General features: G+C 67.8%; 18 protein-coding genes, 2 tRNA genes and 1 pseudogene. 11 read left to right on the top strand and 10 right to left on the bottom strand.

Translation table 11 applies throughout. The annotated features are described in order from the left end of the window. The first annotated feature begins 224 nt into the window (after positions 1-224). On the top strand, positions 225-1073 hold the full coding sequence (locus F817_RS0105055; protein WP_024326625.1) for a universal stress protein: 849 nt from the start codon (positions 225-227) through the stop codon (positions 1071-1073). Positions 1074-1125: 52 nt separating this feature from the next. Here the strand turns inward: F817_RS0105055 and trmB are convergent. The 3 genes and pseudogenes from trmB to thiS form a co-directional block, all read right to left on the bottom strand. Next, positions 1126-1851: pseudogene (gene trmB, locus F817_RS0105050) on the bottom strand (tRNA (guanosine(46)-N7)-methyltransferase TrmB); the annotation flags it as partial. Between the two features lie 2 nt (positions 1852-1853). Then, positions 1854-2660 (bottom strand): thiazole synthase, encoded by an 807-nt coding sequence (locus F817_RS0105045; protein ID WP_024326623.1) that lies wholly within the window; start codon positions 2658-2660, stop codon positions 1854-1856. A 59-nt stretch (positions 2661-2719) separates the two neighbouring features. Continuing rightward, positions 2720-2926 carry a sulfur carrier protein ThiS gene (gene thiS, locus F817_RS0105040; RefSeq protein ID WP_024326622.1) on the bottom strand — a complete coding sequence of 69 codons (207 nt, stop codon included), beginning with the start codon at positions 2924-2926 and terminating at the stop codon, positions 2720-2722. Between the two features lie 65 nt (positions 2927-2991). On the opposite strand from thiS, the gene F817_RS0105035 reads away from it, so the two are divergent. From F817_RS0105035 to F817_RS0105025, 3 genes are all read left to right on the top strand, one after another. Further along, positions 2992-3065 (top strand) — tRNA-Gly (locus F817_RS0105035). 103 nt (positions 3066-3168) lie between these two features. Continuing rightward, positions 3169-3606 (top strand): Fur family transcriptional regulator, encoded by a 438-nt coding sequence (locus F817_RS0105030; RefSeq protein WP_024326621.1) that lies wholly within the window; start codon positions 3169-3171, stop codon positions 3604-3606. A gap of 63 nt (positions 3607-3669) precedes the next feature. After that, positions 3670-3745 (top strand) — tRNA-Thr (locus tag F817_RS0105025). A gap of 29 nt (positions 3746-3774) precedes the next feature. Here the strand turns inward: F817_RS0105025 and rhlB are convergent. Beyond that, positions 3775-5067: an ATP-dependent RNA helicase RhlB gene (gene rhlB, locus F817_RS0105020; protein WP_024326620.1), complete on the bottom strand. Its 1293-nt coding sequence runs from the start codon at positions 5065-5067 to the stop codon at positions 3775-3777. 115 nt (positions 5068-5182) lie between these two features. Here rhlB and trxA point away from each other — a divergent pair, with 115 nt between their 5' ends. After that, positions 5183-5509, top strand: coding sequence for a thioredoxin TrxA (gene trxA, locus F817_RS0105015; protein ID WP_017941468.1), 327 nt, complete (start codon positions 5183-5185; stop codon positions 5507-5509). A 189-nt stretch (positions 5510-5698) separates the two neighbouring features. Then, a complete protein-coding gene (rho, locus tag F817_RS0105010) occupies positions 5699-6958 on the top strand; it encodes a transcription termination factor Rho (protein WP_024326619.1) in 1260 nt (419 codons plus the stop codon). Positions 6959-7187: 229 nt separating this feature from the next. Here rho and F817_RS0105005 read toward each other — a convergent pair whose 3' ends face one another. The 5 genes from F817_RS0105005 to rph form a co-directional block, all read right to left on the bottom strand. Then, a complete protein-coding gene (locus F817_RS0105005) occupies positions 7188-7436 on the bottom strand; it encodes a transcriptional antiterminator, Rof (RefSeq protein ID WP_024326618.1) in 249 nt (82 codons plus the stop codon). Continuing rightward, the gene (locus tag F817_RS0105000) at positions 7433-7627 is read right to left on the bottom strand and encodes a CPXCG motif-containing cysteine-rich protein (protein ID WP_024326617.1); all 195 of its coding nucleotides are present in this window, start codon (positions 7625-7627) and stop codon (positions 7433-7435) included. The genes F817_RS0105005 and F817_RS0105000 overlap by 4 nt, the downstream gene beginning before the upstream one ends. After that, on the bottom strand, positions 7627-8895 hold the full coding sequence (hemW, locus tag F817_RS0104995; RefSeq protein ID WP_024326616.1) for a radical SAM family heme chaperone HemW: 1269 nt from the start codon (positions 8893-8895) through the stop codon (positions 7627-7629). Before hemW ends, F817_RS0105000 begins: the two co-directional genes overlap by 1 nt. 284 nt (positions 8896-9179) lie before the next feature. Further along, positions 9180-9800: an RdgB/HAM1 family non-canonical purine NTP pyrophosphatase gene (gene rdgB / locus F817_RS0104990; RefSeq protein WP_024326615.1), complete on the bottom strand. Its 621-nt coding sequence runs from the start codon at positions 9798-9800 to the stop codon at positions 9180-9182. Positions 9801-9803: 3 nt separating this feature from the next. Then, on the bottom strand, positions 9804-10523 hold the full coding sequence (gene rph / locus F817_RS0104985; protein ID WP_024326614.1) for a ribonuclease PH: 720 nt from the start codon (positions 10521-10523) through the stop codon (positions 9804-9806). A gap of 84 nt (positions 10524-10607) precedes the next feature. Between rph and F817_RS0104980 the strand changes: the two genes are divergently transcribed. The 5 genes from F817_RS0104980 to F817_RS0104960 all read left to right on the top strand — a co-directional run bounded on the left by F817_RS0104980 (position 10608) and on the right by F817_RS0104960 (position 14733). Further along, complete coding sequence (locus tag F817_RS0104980) at positions 10608-11471, top strand: YicC/YloC family endoribonuclease (protein WP_024326613.1); 864 nt, start codon at positions 10608-10610, stop codon at positions 11469-11471. Between the two features lie 3 nt (positions 11472-11474). Continuing rightward, positions 11475-11696 (top strand): DUF2835 family protein, encoded by a 222-nt coding sequence (locus F817_RS0104975; RefSeq protein WP_024326612.1) that lies wholly within the window; start codon positions 11475-11477, stop codon positions 11694-11696. Between the two features lie 91 nt (positions 11697-11787). Next, on the top strand, positions 11788-12219 hold the full coding sequence (locus F817_RS0104970) for an Hsp20/alpha crystallin family protein (RefSeq protein ID WP_024326611.1): 432 nt from the start codon (positions 11788-11790) through the stop codon (positions 12217-12219). 216 nt (positions 12220-12435) lie between these two features. Next, positions 12436-13356, top strand: a complete 921-nt coding sequence (locus F817_RS0104965) for a DnaJ C-terminal domain-containing protein (protein ID WP_024326610.1) — start codon at positions 12436-12438, stop codon at positions 13354-13356. 27 nt (positions 13357-13383) lie between these two features. Next, positions 13384-14733 carry a Do family serine endopeptidase gene (locus tag F817_RS0104960; protein WP_024326609.1) on the top strand — a complete coding sequence of 450 codons (1350 nt, stop codon included), beginning with the start codon at positions 13384-13386 and terminating at the stop codon, positions 14731-14733. A 43-nt stretch (positions 14734-14776) separates the two neighbouring features. Here F817_RS0104960 and F817_RS0104955 read toward each other — a convergent pair whose 3' ends face one another. Next, entirely contained in the window at positions 14777-15718 is a 942-nt protein-coding gene (locus F817_RS0104955) for an IS110 family transposase (protein ID WP_018167930.1), read from the bottom strand. Positions 15719-15932 lie beyond the last annotated feature (214 nt).

The following is a 15932-nucleotide window of genomic DNA, read 5'->3' as shown; positions in this document are numbered from 1 at the left end:
CGGGCGGCACGTGGCCGGAAGCCGATAAGGGGACGCGCGCCGGGCGTGGGCGCCGAGGCGGGTCGGAGGAAACGGGTTCCGCCTTTCCCTTGAAAGCGCGGGATTATTTCATCCCCCGGGCACGGACGCAAAAAACGGGCCGTCGGCGTTTCATCCTGGCCATCCCTGCTGGCGTTTCGCGGCATCTCGGTTATGCTGAAAAAAAGCCTAGGTGGAGACCCCGCATGTCCGAATCCGATGCCCCGCTGTGCCGCTTCGAGACCATCGTCCTGGCGACGGATGGCTCCGAATTCAGCGAATCCGCCGAGAACGTGGCGCTGGACCTGGCGCAGCGTTGCGGAGCGCGTCTGGTCGTCGCCCGCATCATCCCCACGGATACCCAGCACGACGCCCTGTCGCCGCCGCGCAGCCACGAGGCGAGCGTGGCCGGCCAGGCCGGCCTGGACGCGCTGGAGAAGCGGGCCCGCGAGGCCGGGCTGGATGCCTCGATGATCCTGCGTCACGGGGTCGACCGGCATCAGGAAATCGTCGCCATTGCCGAGGAGTTCGAGGCCGGCCTGATCGTGATCGGGCGCCGTGATCGTGGCGACCTGTCGCGCCTGATGGTCGGCGACGCCACGCGCAAGGTCATCGGGCTGGCGCCCTGCAACGTGATGGTCGTCCCGCGGGGGGCGCAGGCGCCGCACCGCGGCCTGCTGGTCGGGACCGACGGTTCCGAACTGGGCGACCAGGCCGTGCTGGCCGCCATCGAGCTGGCCGGCTACTGCGACCTGCCGCTCACCATCGCCACGGTGGCGATTCCGGGCCAGAGTGAAGAGCGTCGCAAGGAGGGCGTCGAGGCCGTCCAGCGCCTGCAGGGCGAGGCCCGCGCGAAAGGGCGGAAGGCCGATGCCACCACCGAGGAAGGCCGCCCGGAACTCGCGCTGGTGGATATCGCCCATCGCGACCAGCGCGATCTGATCGTGCTCGGCAGCCATGGCCGTACCGGTCTCAAGCGCCTTTTGATGGGCAGTGTCTCCGAACGCGTGATCGGTGGCGCCGACTGCCCGGTGCTGGTGGTCAAGAACGTCTGACCGGCTCTCCGTCCTGCGGGCTCGCCCGCCCGAATGATCCCGCGTCCGCGGCGGCCGGGGCCTGGGTGCGGCGATAGACCAGGTCGGCGACCGTGTGACCGCGGCGCAGCCCGCGGCGCTCGAACTTGGTCTCCGGGCGATCCGGCGGCCGGCCGGGTGCCGGAACCGGACCGTCCGGCTCGAACCACGGGGTGCACTCCTCCATCACGGCGATCATGTGCTCGGCGTAGTCGGCCCAGTCGGTCGCCAGGTGCAAGCGTCCGCCCGGCCGGATGCGCGTCGCCAGGTGCTGTACGAAGGCCGGCTGGATCAGGCGGCGCTTGTGGTGGCGCTTCTTGTGCCACGGATCGGGGAAGAACACCTGTACGCAGTCCAGGCTGTCCGGTGTCAGGTAGTGCTCCAGCAGCTCCACCGCATCGGCGTCGCTGACCCGCACGTTGGTCAGGCCGCGTTGCTCCACCTCGCGCAGCAGGTGGCCGACGCCCGGTCGGTGCACCTCGGTGCCGATGAAGTCGCGCTCCGGCTGGCGGGCCGCCTGTTCGGCCAGGCTCTCGCCGTCACCGAAGCCGATCTCCAGGGTCACAGGCGCCGTGCGGCCGAAGACCGTGTTGAGGTCCAGGGGTTCGGCGGCGTCCGGGAGCTGCAGTCCGAAGCGCGGGAACAGGTCGTCCAGCGCTCGCTGCTGGCCCGGCGTCAGCCGGCCCTCGCGGCGCACGAAGCTGCGGATGCGGCGGTAGAACGGCGTCTCGTCCGCCCCGCGGTTGGCAAGGTCGTTCATGTTCAGCTGAAGAACAGGCCGGTCTGCGGCGAGGAGGCCGAGGCGTAGCGCCGCGGCGCCATGCGTCCCGCGAGGAAGGCCTGGCGCCCGCCCACGATGGCGTGGCGCATGGCCGAGGCCATCAGCACCGGGTCCTCGGCGGCGGCGATCGCGGTGTTCATCAGCACACCGTCGCAGCCCAGCTCCATCGCGATCGCGGCATCCGAAGCGGTGCCGACCCCGGCATCCACCAGCACCGGGACCGTGGCGTTCTCGACGATCTCGCGGATGTTGTAGCGGTTCTGGATGCCCAGACCGGAGCCGATCGGCGCGGCCAGCGGCATGATCGCCAGGCAGCCGATGTCTTCCAGGCGCTTTGCCAGCAGCGGATCGTCCGTGGTGTAGACCATCACGTCGAAGCCCTCGGCCACCAGGGTTTCGGCGGCCTTCACGGTTTCGAAGACGTCCGGGTACAGGGTCTTCTCGTCGCCCAGGACCTCCAGCTTCACCAGGTTGTGGCCGTCGAGCAGTTCGCGCGCCAGGCGGCAGGTGCGGATCGCGTCCTCGGCGTTGAAGCAGCCCGCGGTGTTTGGCAGCAGGGTGTAGCGCTCCGGCGAGATCACGTCCAGCAGGTTGGGCTCGTCCGGGTTCTGGCCGATGTTGGTGCGGCGGATCGCGACGGTCACGATCTCCGCCCCGCTGGCCTCGATGGCGTCGCGGGTCTGGTCCAGGTCGCGGTATTTGCCGGTGCCCACCAGCAGACGGGAGGTGAACTCGCGCGAGCCCACGCGGAACAGGTCGTCGGCTTTTGCGGCGGCCGATTGGGTCATGGTGCTTCCTTCGTTGTAAGTGATTGCAGGCCGGTGCGGCTGGGGAGCACGGTTTCCTCCTATCCGCCGCCGATCGCCTGCACGATCTCCACGCGATCCCCGGGTTTCAGGGGATGGGCCGCGTGCTCGCTGCGCGGGACCAGCTCTTCGTTCACCTCCACCGCCAGACGGCGGCCGCCAAGGCCGCGCGCCTCGATCAGTGCGGCCAGGGTCGCCTCGCGGTCACCGGGAAGTTCGAAGGGTTCGCCGTTCAGCTGGATCTGCATGGTTCTTCGACTGCTCAGTTTGCCGTTGAGCCGGAGGCCGACAAGGCCTACAATCGCCGGCTCGAGCGGGTGTAGTTCAATGGTAGAACGGGAGCTTCCCAAGCTCTTAATGTGGGTTCGATTCCCATCACCCGCTCCATCTTTTCTTATTCTATCAGGCTTCCCGGCCCTATCGATCGCCCTGACCTGTCTCCGGGGCGGGATATGGACTTGCTCCAGACCCCTGTTATATCGTCGGAAACATGAACCTCGACTCCCACAATCCGGAACTGCTGTCGGTCGACGCGGCGCGCGAACTGCTGCGCGATCATGCGATCTCCCCGACCGAGCAGCGCGTCGAGATTGCCCGCGTGATGTTCGCCCGCCATCAGCACCTCAGCGCCGAGCAGATCCTCGCGCAGCTGATGCGGCATGCCTCGCGGGTCTCCAAGGCGACGGTGTACAACACCCTGAACCTGTTCGCCGAGAAAGGGCTGGTGCGCGAGGTCCTGATCGACCCCGCGAAGCTGTTCTACGACTCCAACCTGAATCCCCACCACCACCTGTTCCACACCGATACCGGGGAACTGGAAGACGTGGACCCGGCGCGGATCGACATCTCCGATCTGCCCCCCCTGCCGGAAGGCAAGGAGTTGCAGGGGGTGGACGTCATCATCCGTGTGGGCAGCCGCCGCTCCTGAATCCGGTCGTCCGGCCCCGCCGGATTGTGGTCGGTCCCGGCCCCCGCTATCATGTCGCGCTTCGCCGGTGTAGCTCAGTTGGTAGAGCAATCGATTCGTAATCGATAGGTCGGAGGTTCGACTCCTCTCGCCGGCACCATCTTTTCCTGCGGGGCTTGCCGCCCCGGTTCAGTTCCGGTTGCCGCCGCGTTGTGGCTGGCCGCCCCCGCTGGCGCGCGGGCCGCCCCGGCCACCGCCGCGACGGTCATCGCGCGGCTTGCGCGGGCGCGGCTTCGGCTTCACCGCATCCTGGTACAGCCGTTCCGGGTCCACGCTCGCGGTGGGGATGCGTTCGCCCAGATAGCTCTCGATGTCCGGCAGGTAGAAGGCCGAGTCCTCGCAGCCAAAGCTGATCGCGTCGCCCTCGGCGCCGGCGCGGGCGGTGCGCCCGATGCGGTGCACGTAGTCCTCGCCGGACTGCGGCAGGTCGAAGTTGAAGACATGCGTGACCGCCGGGATGTGCAGCCCGCGGGCGGCCACGTCGGTGGCCACCAGGAACCGGTACTCCCCGGCGGTGAAGTGTTCCAGCAGTTGCTGGCGCTTGTTCTGTGGCACGTCACCCGACAGCAGTGCGGCCTTCTGGTCGTTCGCGTTCAGCCAGTCGCAGACCTTCTCGGCGCCGTGCTTGGTGTTCACGAACACGATGGCGCGTTCCGGCCCGAGGTCGCGAGCGAGTCCCAGAAGCAGCGGGATCTTCTCGTCGTTGGCCGGGTAGTAGATCACCTGGCGTACGCGGTCGGCGGTCAGGGTCTCGCTTTCGATCTGGACCTTCTCCGGGTTGTTCATGTGTTCGAAGGCCAGCTCCATCACGCGGTAGGACAGCGTGGCCGAGAACAGCATGGAAAGGCGTTCGCGGGCCGGCGCGCAGCGGCGCATCAGGAAGCGCACGTCCTTGATGAAGCCGAGATCGAACATGCGGTCGGCCTCGTCCAGCACCACCACCTCGGTGTGCCCGAGCCCGAAGACCTTTTGCTTGAAGTAGTCGATGATGCGCCCGGGCGTACCGATCAGGATGTCGGCCCCGGCCTCCAGCTGCTCGCGCTGGCTGTCGTAGCCGGTGCCACCGTAGGCCAGTGCGAGCTTCAGTCCGGTTTCGGCACCCAGCGACTCGGCATCCTTGTGGATCTGGATCGCCAGTTCGCGGGTCGGGGCCAGGATCAGGGCGCGCACGTCCGTGGACCGCCGGTTCGGCGCGGGTTGCTGGCGCAGCAGGCGGTTGAAGGTCGCGATCAGGAAGGCTGCGGTCTTGCCGGTCCCGGTCTGCGCCTGGCCGGCGACGTCGCGCCCGGCCAGGGCGATCGGCAGGGTCTGCGCCTGGATCGGGGTGCAGGTCTCGAAGCCGGTCGCGCGGATGCCCGCCTGGACGGGTTCGGGCAGATCGAGCTGGTCGAAGCGGGTCGTGTCCTGCGCGGTTTCGGTCATGGGGTTCCTCGGGTCCTGCGTGTTACTTGAACTGTCCGGCGCTGATGGTCGATAGTAAGGGCCGTGCAGCCGGCGGTGCGGGCTGCTCCCCCAACCCAAGTCATGAGGGCTCGGAGTGAGCGACAAAATTGTGTACACATCGGACGCCGGTTTCGACGAGGACGTCCTGAAGGCCGATCAGCCCGTCCTGGTGGACTACTGGGCCGAATGGTGCGGCCCCTGCAAGATGATCGCGCCCATTCTGGACGAAATCGCCGAAGAATACGCCGGCAAGGTGAAGGTCGCCAAGCTGAACATCGACGAGAACCCGTCCACGCCGCCGAAATACGGCATCCGCGGGATCCCGACGCTCATGCTGTTCAAGGGCGGCGATGTCGAGGCCACCAAGGTCGGTGCCCTGTCCAAGTCGCAGCTGACGGCGTTCCTGGACCAGCACCTGTAACACCCGGGCCTGGCGGGTAACCGCCAGGCCTCGCAGGCGAGCGGGTTCGCCGGGCTTGCCCCGGGCCGCTGCCTCGCTTACCATCGAACGAGTTCGAGTGGCCGCCAGGTCATTCCCTGCCTCCTTCCAGTCAATCCGTGTGACCACCCCCGGTCGCCGATCATCCACGTTGAACACAGCATCCCACGCATGAATCTGACCGAATTGAAGCGGATGTCCGCTGCCGATCTCGTGGCCTTCGCCGAAGAAAAGGGCATCGAGAACATGTCCCGCGCGCGCAAGCAGGAGATCATCTTTGCCCTGCTCAAGGCCCACGCCAAGAGTGGCGAGGCCATCTACGGCGACGGCGTCCTCGAGATCCTCTCCGACGGCTTCGGCTTTCTCCGCAGTGCCGACAGCTCCTACCAGGCCGGACCGGACGACGTCTATGTCTCGCCCAGCCAGATCCGCCGTTTCGGTCTGCGTACCGGCGACACCATCTCCGGCAAGATCCGCCCGCCCAAGGACAACGAGCGCTACTTCGCGCTGTTGAAGGTCTCGGAGATCAACTTCGAGCCGCCGGAGAACGCCAAGCACAAGGTGCTGTTCGAGAACCTGACCCCGCTGCATGCCAACGAACGCATGCGCATGGAGCGTGGTAACGGTTCCACCGAGGACATCACCGCCCGCGTGATCGACATCGTTGCGCCATTCGGCAAGGGCCAGCGCGGGCTGATCGTCTCCCCGCCCAAGGCGGGCAAGACGCTGATGCTGCAGAACATCGCCCAGAGCATCGCCGGCAACTATCCCGAGTGCTACCTGATCGTGCTGCTGATCGACGAGCGCCCCGAGGAGGTCACCGAGATGGACCGCATGGTCCAGGGCGAGGTCGTCTCCTCCACCTTCGACGAGCCGGCCCAGCGCCACGTGCAGGTCGCCGAGATGGTGATCGAAAAGGCCAAGCGCCTGGTCGAGCACAAGCGCGACGTGGTCATCCTGCTGGACTCCATCACCCGCCTGGCGCGCGCCTACAACACCGTGGCCCCGAGCTCCGGCAAGGTGCTCACCGGTGGCGTGGACGCCAATGCCCTGCACCGCCCGAAGCGGTTCTTCGGCGCCGCGCGCAACGTGGAAGAAGGCGGCAGCCTGACCATCCTCGCCACCGCGCTGGTCGAGACCGGCTCCAAGATGGATGAAGTGATCTACGAGGAGTTCAAGGGCACCGGCAACATGGAGATCCACCTGGAGCGGCGCATCGCGGAGAAGCGCATCTACCCGGCGATCAACGTGAACCGTTCCGGTACCCGTCGCGAGGAACTCCTGACCGCGCCGGACGAGCTGCAAAAGCTCTGGATCCTGCGCAAGTTCCTGCACGGCATGGACGACATCGAGGCCATGGAATTCCTGCTTGGCCGCATGCAGTCGTCCAAGACCAATTCCGAGTTCTTCGACCAGATGAAGCGCAGCTGACCCGGCGCCTCCCAGCCTGACGTTTCACGCTTCGCGCCCGGTGGCCTGTGCCGTCGGGACTGCGGAGAAAACCGGTTCAAAGGAAGGCTGGAAGAACGGAAGGTTCGGGACTGCAAAAGAGGGTTCGGAACCACAGGAAACGCCGACTGCACTGGCATGCTTCCAGTCTTCCGATCTTCCTGTAAATAGGTTTTCTCCGCGTCCGCGGGCGTGTTGACTGCGGGGGGCTTTAGCCCGAGACCGGTTCGAAGCTGATCAGGCGGTCCAGGCGCCACCACTGCCGGCGGCCCGCGGTGTCGCGCAGGATCAGGTACTCGGCGCCGCGCCGAGTGCGCAGGTCCAGTGGCCGCACGATCGCGATCCGGTCCATCGCCCCGCGCCGCCAGTGCGTGCGCAGGAACTGCCCGCGCACGATCGCCAGCTCCAGCTCGGAGTAGCGCTCGCAGGCGATCGGGGTGTACGGCGGCGCCGAACTCACTCGCCCTCCCGTTGTGCCTCGACGCGCGGGATCTCCTCGTCGCCGGCATCCTCGCGGCGAAACACGATGGGGGCACAGCACACCGCGCAGTCCTCGACCCACTCGCGGTCGTTGCTGACCATGTCCACCGTGATCTCGCCGGGCTCGCCGCACCAGGGGCAGGCAAAACCGACAAACTCGACGGGACGCATCATCGACTCTCCTCCCGGCCCGCGGGCCAGGTTATCGGCGTGGCGATCGACTCCTGCGGAGTCCCTTCCGGAAGAAAACGTTCCAGCACGTCATTGAGAAATGCCAAACCCCGCTCCGTGGCCTGCAGGCGCTCCGTGCCTTCTACCAGCAGTCCCTCTGCGCGCAGCTCGGAAAGCGCCGGTTCCAGCGCCGTAAGGGGCAGGCCACAGCGCGCCTCGAAGCTCGCGGCCTCCACGCCGTCCACCAGGCGCAGCGCGTTCAGCAGGAACTCGAAGGGCCGCTCCGCCGGGGGCACCGCCTGGTCCTTGTGCTGCCGGGGCGCCGCCAGGTAGGCCTCGGGCTGACGTGGCTTCATCCGGCGCAGGATTGCGCCCTCGTGCACCTGTGTCAGCTTGCCGTGGGCCCCTGCGCCGATACCGAGATAATCGCCGAAGGTCCAGTAATTGCGATTGTGCCGACATGCCTGCCCCGCGCGTGCATAGGCGGATACCTCGTACCGAGTATAGCCAGCCGCCGCCAGATCGGACTGACCCCGAGCAAACAGCTCTTCGATCATGGCGTCCTCCGGCAGTTCGGGCGGTCGCGCGGCGAACAGCGTGTTCGGCTCCAGGGTCAGTTGATACCAGGAGATGTGCCCTGGATCCTGCTCGATCGCTGCTTGCAGGTCCGCGAGCCCGGCCGTGACCGACTGCCCCGGCAGGCCGAACATCAGGTCCAGATTGATCGCTTCGAAGCCGGCGGCGCGGGCGTGTTCCACCGCGCTGCGCGCCTCGGCCGCCCCGTGGATGCGGCCGAGGCGCGCGAGCATCGCGTCGTCGAAACTCTGGATGCCCAGCGAGAGCCGGTTCACCCCCGCCTCGCGGTAGCCGCGAAAGTAGGCGCGATCGGCGGTGCCGGGGTTGGCCTCCAGGGTGACCTCGCAGTCCGGGCGCAGCGGCAGCCGGGCGCGCAGGCCGGAGAGCAGCGCATCCATGGCCTCCGGCGGGAACAGGCTGGGCGTACCGCCGCCGATGAACACGCTCTCCAGGCGCCGCCCCCAGACGTCCGGCAGCTGGCTTTCCAGGTCGCTCAGCAGCGCCGCCACGTAGTCGTCGAACGGCGCCTCGCCCCGGGGCTCGTGCGAGTTGAAGTCGCAATACGGGCACTTGCGCACGCACCAGGGCAGGTGCACGTACAGCGCCAGTGGTGGCGGATGGGTCAGCGCGGGGTTCATGTGCGAAGCATAGGCGAGGCTCCGGGTGGCGTCGAAAGCACCCAGTCCCGCCATTGCAGCCTGCGATGTCTGGATTTTCGTGCCGACCGGCACGGTGCTGCGCGCCTCGCGATGACGGGAACAGGAAGCACTGTCATCGCGAGCGCCGCAGGCGCGCGGCGATCTCCCCGGTTTGGCTCCGACGCGGGCCCGAACATGCGCCGGGGTGTCGTCGGGAGGTTGCCACGGCCCCTGTGGGGCCTCGCAACGACGGGCACAAAGGCCCCGTCATCGCGAGGCGCACAGCGGTGTGGCGAGCAACCTGGATGGGCCTCGGGTCCGAATGGGGCCCGGGGATTTCAGGCCGTCGGGTTGCCCATGCGGTTGCGCAGGCTGGCCACGAGCTGCTGCAGGGCCTGGCCACGGTGACTCAGTCGGTTCTTGGTCTCCGGGGGCAGCTCGGCCGAGGTGCAGCCCTCCTCCGGCACGAAGAACAGCGGGTCGTATCCAAAGCCCTCGGCACCGCTGGCCTGCTCCGCGATCCGCCCGGGCCACGCCCCCTCGGCGATAATCGGTGCCGGGTCCTCCGCGTGTTCCAGGTACACCACGACCGCCCGGAAGCGCGCGCCGCGGCGCTCCGGCGGGATGCCGGCCAGCGCCTCCAGCAGCCTGGCATTGTTGGCCGCGTCGTCGGCATCGGCGCCGGCATAGCGTGCGGAGTAGATCCCCGGCTGGCCGCGCAGGGCATCCACCTCCAGCCCGGAATCGTCGGCAATGGCCGGCAGCCCGGTGTGCCGGGCGGCATTGCGCGCCTTCAGGATGGCGTTCTCCACGAAGGTCAGGCCGGTCTCCTCGGCCTCGGGCACGGCGTGCTCCGACTGCGCCTCGATCGTCAGTCCCAGCGGTTCCAGCAGGGCACGGATCTCGCGCAGCTTCCCGGGGTTGCCGGTAGCAAGAACGACGCGGCCAGCCTCGCCCATGGCTCAGCCCCCGGCCAGCACGGTGCGCTGGGCTTCGCAGATCTCCTGGATGCCCTTTTCGCCCAGGTTCAGCATCTGGTCCAGCTCGTCGCGGCGGAAGGCGTGGCCCTCGGCCGTGCCCTGGATCTCGATCACGCCGCCGGCCTCGTTCATCACCAGGTTGAGGTCAGTCTCGGCCTGCGAGTCCTCGTCGTAATCCAGGTCCAGCACCGGCTCGCCGCCGAAGATGCCCACCGAGATCGCCGCCACCTGACCGTGCAGCGGGTCCTTGCGGATGAGGCCCTGCTCGCGGGCCTTGCGGATGGCGTCGGACAGCGCGACGTAGGCCCCGCTGATCGAGGCGGTGCGGGTGCCGCCATCGGCCTGGATGACGTCGCAGTCGACGATGATCTGGCGCTCGCCCAGGGCCTCCAGGTCCACCACCGCGCGCAGCGAGCGGCCGATCAGGCGCTGGATCTCCATGGTGCGTCCGCCCAGCTTGCCGCGGGCGGCCTCGCGCACCATGCGGTCGTGGGTGGAGCGCGGCAGCATGCTGTATTCGGCCGTCACCCAGCCGCGGCCCTTGTTCTTCAGCCACGGCGGCACGCGCGACTCCACCGTGGCGTTGCACAGCACGCGCGTATCCCCGAATTCCACCAGTACGGAACCCTCCGCGTGCCGGGTGAAATGGCGGGTAAAACGCACGTCGCGCATCGCGTCGGCTGCTCGGCCACTGGGTCGCATGCTGTGATCCTTGCTAGATTTGAGAGGGGCGCAGTATACGGGCCGCCACCGCCATACGCAGCAGGGACCGCAACGGGGGGAAGCATGATTAACAGCATGACCGGGTTTTCCCGGCACGCCATGACGCTGGACGCGGGCGTGTTCGACTGGGAGCTCAAGAGCGTCAATCACCGTTATCTGGAGCTGCGGATTCACCTGCCCGACCATCTGCGCTCGCTGGAGGGCGCGGTGCGCAACCGCCTCAAGGGTCGTCTGGCGCGCGGCAAGGTGGACGCGGTATTGCGCGATCGCGGTCAGGCGGACAGCAGCCCGGAGGCCTTCGACCCGGATCGGGCGCAGGCGTTGATCGGTGCCTGCATGGCGATCGAGCGGATGATGCGCAGTCCGGCCCCGGTATCGCCGCTGGATGTGCTGCGCTGGCCCGGAGTCCTGCAGGGTGCGGCGGATGACGGGGAGGCTCTGGCCGAGCCGCTGCTGGCCGGTTTCGACACCGCGCTGGACGCCCTGGTCGGGATGCGCACCACCGAGGGCGCGGCCCTGGCCGATGGCATGCGCACGCGGCTGGATGCGCTGGCCGGGCACGCCCGGTCGATCCGCGCGCGGCGCCAGCCAATGCTGGACGAGCAGCGCAGCCGCATCCTCGCCCGTATCCACGAACTGGATCTGAACCTGGACCCGAAGCGCCTGGAGCAGGAGGTCGCGCTGCTGGCCCAGCGCATGGACATCGCCGAGGAGCTGGACCGCATCGACGGTCACGTGGCCGCCGTGCACGAGATCCTGGACCTGGGCGGACCCAGTGGCCGGCGGCTCGATTTCCTGATGCAGGAGTTCAACCGCGAGGCCAATACCATCTCGTCGAAATCGCATGACCTCGAGATCACCCGCGCCACGGTGGAGATGAAGGTCCTGATCGAGCAGCTGCGCGAGCAGGTGCAGAATCTGGAATAGCCGATGCGCCGGTTTCGCCTGCGCCTGGCGATATCGCGCCAGGAGATGGAGGACTACTACACCGGCCGCGCCGCGGTGGTCTTCGCGCAGGCCGACAGTGGCGAGAGCGTGCAATTCCCCGCGCGGCTGTTGCGCAGCCACCTGGATCAGCGCGGCGTGCACGGCGTGTTCGAGCTGATCACCGACGACGACTACAAGCTGCGCGAGTTTCGCCGTCTGCGATGACGGGCGTCCCCCCCCCAGGCCCTTGAAAACGGGGGATGTGTCCCTACCTCTAAGGATGAGTCAGATGACACCCGCACAAGGAGGGAAAGCCATGACCATGACCCGTTACGAACCGTTCAGCCTGCTTGGTCAACTGTCGCGCGAACTCGGCCGCATGCCGGACATGCCCGGCACCGAGGACTCTGCCGCGACCTCCGACTGGGCTCCAGCGGTGGATATCCGCGAAGAGACCGATGCCTACGTGCTGCATGCCGACATCCCCGGGGTGGACCCGAAGGATATCGAGTTGCACATGGAGAACGGCGTGCTGACCCTGCGCGGCGAGCGCAAGCACGAGAGCGAGGAAGAGAAGAACGGCTACAAGCGCATCGAGCGCGTGCGTGGCACGTTCTTCCGCCGCTTCTCCCTGCCGGACACGGCGGACGCCGACAACATCTCCGCGCGCAGCGAGAATGGCGTGCTGGAAGTCCGCATTCCGAAGCAGGCGCGCGTGCAGCCGCGCCGGATCGAGATCGAGAGCTGATCCGGCCTCCCGTCGCGCGTCGCGGATCCCCGCGGCGTGCGCAGCCACGGGCGCTGCCCCGGGTGCCACCCGCGGTAGCGCCTCGTCTTTTTAAGCCTTGGGAGACACGGATCTATTTCTGCGGCCCGTGTCTCCCGGGGTGACAGCCGCATCCCGGCTATCATGTGGCGGGATCCGGGTGTCACCCGAGGAAGCCGCAACCGCTCGAGGAACGCAATGGAATACAAGGATTACTACAAGATCCTCGGTGTGAGCCGCGACGCCAGCCAGGACGAGATCAAGAAGGCCTACCGCAAGCTGGCGCGCAAGTATCACCCGGACGTCAGCAAGGACCCGGACGCCGAGACCCGCATCAAGGAGGTCAACGAGGCCTACGAGGCGCTGGGCGACCCGGAAAAGCGCAAGGCCTATGACCAGCTGGGCTCCAACTGGCGCCAGGGGCAGGACTTCCGGCCGCCGCCCGGCTGGGACGGCTGGACCCAGCATGGCGCTGCCCGCGGGGGTGCCGGGGCCGGGGCCGACTTCGGCGGCTTTTCGGATTTCTTCGACTCGATCTTCGGCGGTGGCGGCATGGGTGGCGGGCGCCGCCGCGCGGGCGGTGCCGGCTTCAACATGCGCGGTGCCGACCGCGAGGGTCGCGTGGAGATCACCCTGGATCAGGCGCTCAAGGGCACCGAGGTCTCGGTTCAGGATGCCGAGGGCCGGGTTCAGCGCGTGCGCATCCCCGCCGGTGCCAAGGATGGCTCGCGCCTGCGCGTGCGCGGCCAGGGCGACCCGGGGGTCGGCAGTGGCGGCGCCGGAGACCTGTTGCTGGAGATTCGGGTCAAGCCGGACAATCGCTACACCCTGGACGGGCGCAATCTCTACCGCGAGATCCCGATTACGCCCTGGGAGGCTGCGCTGGGCGCGACCATCGAGGTCCCCACCCCGCATGGCTGGGTCAACCTGAAGATCCCGGCCGGCTCGCAGTCGGGCAAGCAGATGCGCCTGAAGGGCAAGGGCCTTCCGGGCAAGCCGCCGGGCGATCTCTACCTGAAGCTGATGGTCCAGGTGCCGCCGGAGGACGAGGCCGGTGACTGGTACCGCAAGATGGCCGAGCAGTCTTCCTTTGCTCCGCGCGCCAATCTGACGCCCTGATCGTCGCGTTCAACTCGAGGAGCGCCCATGCGTCGGCTGATTCCCCTCCTGATCCTGGCCCTCGCCCTGCTCGGGGCCGCGCCGGCCACCGCCCAGCTCCCGGCCGCGGTCGATGGCCAGCCCCTGCCCTCGCTGGCGCCGATGCTCGAGCGCACTATCCCCGGGGTGGTGAACATTGCCACCCGCGCGCGGGTGGTGGAGTCCGTCAGCCCACTGTTCGATGACCCCTTCTTCCGCCGTTTCTTCGATGTCCCCGAGCGTTCGCGTGAACGCGAGCGCCAGGGCCTGGGCTCCGGCGTGATCGTGGACGCCGAGGCGGGCACCATCCTGACCAACAGCCACGTGATCGCGCGCGCCGACACCATCCTGGTCACGCTCCATGACGGGCGCCAGTACGAGGCCGAGGTGGTGGGCACCGACCCGGCCACCGACGTCGCCGTGATCCGCATCGACGCGGACGACCTGCAGGCGATCCCGCTGGCGGACTCCGACGCCCTGCGCGTGGGCGATTTCGTGGTCGCCATCGGCAACCCCTTCGGCCTGGGCCAGACGGTGACCAGCGGCATCGTCAGTGCGCTGGGACGCAGCGGTCTCGGCGGCGCCGGCTTCGAGGACTTCATCCAGACCGATGCCTCCATCAACCCTGGCAACTCCGGCGGGGCGCTGGTCAACCTGCGTGGCGAGCTGGTCGGAATCAATACCGCCATTCTCGCGCGCGGCGGGGGCAACATTGGTATCGGCTTCGCGATCCCCGCCAACATGGCCAGCCAGATTCGCGACCATTTGCTGGCGGAGGGTCGTGTCGAACGCGGCGCGCTGGGCGTGGAGATGCAGGATCTGACCCCGGCGCTGGCCCAGGCCTTTGAGTTGGATATTTCCCAGGGCGCCGTGATCACGCGCGTGGTGCGTGGATCCGCGGCCGAACGCGCCGGCCTCCAGAGCGGAGACATCGTGCTGCGGGCGGACGACCAGCCGGTGCGCAGCGCCGGCGACCTGCGCAACCGGCTCGGCCTGCTGCGCGCCGGTTCCGATGTGCGTCTGGATGTCCTGCGCGACGGGGCCGAACAGCGGATCGTGGCCCGTCTGGATCGCCCCGAAGAGCGGCGCATCGAGGGCGCGGCCGTGCACCCGCGGCTGGAGGGTGTTCGCTTGTCCGAGGCCACCGGGCGTGACGGGGGCAGTCGCGTGGCGGTGATCGCGGTCGAGCCCGGCACCCCTGGGGCGCGCGCCGGCCTGCGCGCGGGCGACGTGCTGCTGGCCATCAACCGCCAGCGCATCCAGCGCCTGTCCGACCTGCCGCAACAACTGGCCGCACACCAGACCCTGGAGCTGCAACTGCGTCGCGGCAACCAGACGCTCTTCCTCACCCTGCGCTGATCCGGCCGCACCGGCGAGCCAGGGCCCCACCCTGTAGGAGATTCTATGTCTCTCCACAAGGGATCTTAGGTTGGTAATCGGTCTGATTTTTCATCAGGGCGAAGGCGACGCGGGCCAGCTTTCGAGCCAAGGCGTTCAGTGCCTGGGTCGTCGCCAGGCCACGGTCCAGGCAGCGCTGGTAGTAGTCGCTCCAGGCGGCTTTCGACTTGGCCTGCATCGCGGCCAGATAGAGCAGCCGTCGCAACTCTGGATCGCCCTGTTTGGTGAGTTTGCGCTGCCCCCGTTTCGTGCCGGAGTCGCGTATGCGGACATCCAACCCCAGGAAGGCAACGAACGCATCACCGCTGCGGAAGGCGCCGCGATGGAACGCCATCGTCAAGCCGGTGGCGGTGAGCGGGCCCACACCCTCGATCTGCTGGCAGCGTCGGGCGTGATCCGACCAGCCGGCGCGACCGACCGTCTCGCGCAGCACACGCTGGAGGACAGCGTCCAGCCGACCGATCTCCCGGAGCAGATCCTTCAGATTGGACTGCAGTTCGGGTACGCCTCGCAGGCTCTGCTCCAGCATGACCCGTGCCCGCACCAGCGTGGCACGCCGGCGCAGCAGCTTTTGCAGGGTCCGGTAGCCCTCGGGTGGCGGTGTCCAGGGGCGCAGTTCGTCCTGTTCGCGTTGCAGATAACGCACCAGAAGCCGAGCATCCCCGGCATCGGTCTTGGCCCGGCCACCGATGCTCTCGCGGTAGCGATTGAGGCGATAGCCATTAATCAGATACACCCGGTGGCCCTGATGATGAGCCTCCAGCGCCAGGGCCAAGTGATAGTCGTTGGTGGCTTCCAGGGCAAAGTCGGCCGGACCCTCCAAGCCACGGACCCACCGGCGGATCGCCGGGAGCTCGTTGGGACACGGCTGTGCGGTTTCACCGTCGATGCTGATCCACAACTCGGCCTTGCCGACATCGACCCCGATCCGATGCGTTGCCATCATCACACCTCCCGAGCTAGCTTGGAGTTGTCTGTCGGGGCCTCACCGAACGCTGGCTTGCCATCTATCGTCGGTCCCGTGCCGATCGATTCCTTATCGGCGTTTAAGGTGAGGGGTGGGACGAATTCTCCTACCGTCTGTGCCACAGGCCAGATGCCGGCCTCGTCCCTCCACCCCGACAGACCCTTTCTAGGCCTGCCGGGGTTAAACATACAAG

Origin of the sequence: Thioalkalivibrio sp. AKL19 (genome assembly GCF_000420165.1) — a bacterium.
Taxonomy (GTDB): Bacteria; Pseudomonadota; Gammaproteobacteria; order Ectothiorhodospirales; family Ectothiorhodospiraceae; genus Thioalkalivibrio.
Note: the sequence above shows the minus strand (reverse complement) of the source record. Positions and strands in the feature narration are given on the sequence as shown.

What these genes read in the sequence shown, in the direction of transcription:
- F817_RS0105055 (WP_024326625.1), top strand. Translation starts at nt 225, where the DNA reads ATGTCCGAATCCGATGCCCCGCTGTGCCGCTTCGAGACCATCGTCCTG.
- F817_RS0105045 (WP_024326623.1), bottom strand. Translation starts at nt 2,660, where the DNA reads ATGACCCAATCGGCCGCCGCAAAAGCCGACGACCTGTTCCGCGTGGGC.
- thiS (WP_024326622.1), bottom strand. Translation starts at nt 2,926, where the DNA reads ATGCAGATCCAGCTGAACGGCGAACCCTTCGAACTTCCCGGTGACCGC.
- F817_RS0105030 (WP_024326621.1), top strand. Translation starts at nt 3,169, where the DNA reads ATGAACCTCGACTCCCACAATCCGGAACTGCTGTCGGTCGACGCGGCG.
- rhlB (WP_024326620.1), bottom strand. Translation starts at nt 5,067, where the DNA reads ATGACCGAAACCGCGCAGGACACGACCCGCTTCGACCAGCTCGATCTG.
- rho (WP_024326619.1), top strand. Translation starts at nt 5,699, where the DNA reads ATGAATCTGACCGAATTGAAGCGGATGTCCGCTGCCGATCTCGTGGCC.
- F817_RS0105000 (WP_024326617.1), bottom strand. Translation starts at nt 7,627, where the DNA reads ATGCGTCCCGTCGAGTTTGTCGGTTTTGCCTGCCCCTGGTGCGGCGAG.
- hemW (WP_024326616.1), bottom strand. Translation starts at nt 8,895, where the DNA reads ATGGCGGGACTGGGTGCTTTCGACGCCACCCGGAGCCTCGCCTATGCT.
- rdgB (WP_024326615.1), bottom strand. Translation starts at nt 9,800, where the DNA reads ATGGGCGAGGCTGGCCGCGTCGTTCTTGCTACCGGCAACCCCGGGAAG.
- rph (WP_024326614.1), bottom strand. Translation starts at nt 10,523, where the DNA reads ATGCGACCCAGTGGCCGAGCAGCCGACGCGATGCGCGACGTGCGTTTT.
- F817_RS0104980 (WP_024326613.1), top strand. Translation starts at nt 10,608, where the DNA reads ATGATTAACAGCATGACCGGGTTTTCCCGGCACGCCATGACGCTGGAC.
- F817_RS0104975 (WP_024326612.1), top strand. Translation starts at nt 11,475, where the DNA reads ATGCGCCGGTTTCGCCTGCGCCTGGCGATATCGCGCCAGGAGATGGAG.
- F817_RS0104970 (WP_024326611.1), top strand. Translation starts at nt 11,788, where the DNA reads ATGACCATGACCCGTTACGAACCGTTCAGCCTGCTTGGTCAACTGTCG.
- F817_RS0104965 (WP_024326610.1), top strand. Translation starts at nt 12,436, where the DNA reads ATGGAATACAAGGATTACTACAAGATCCTCGGTGTGAGCCGCGACGCC.
- F817_RS0104960 (WP_024326609.1), top strand. Translation starts at nt 13,384, where the DNA reads ATGCGTCGGCTGATTCCCCTCCTGATCCTGGCCCTCGCCCTGCTCGGG.
- F817_RS0104955 (WP_018167930.1), bottom strand. Translation starts at nt 15,718, where the DNA reads ATGATGGCAACGCATCGGATCGGGGTCGATGTCGGCAAGGCCGAGTTG.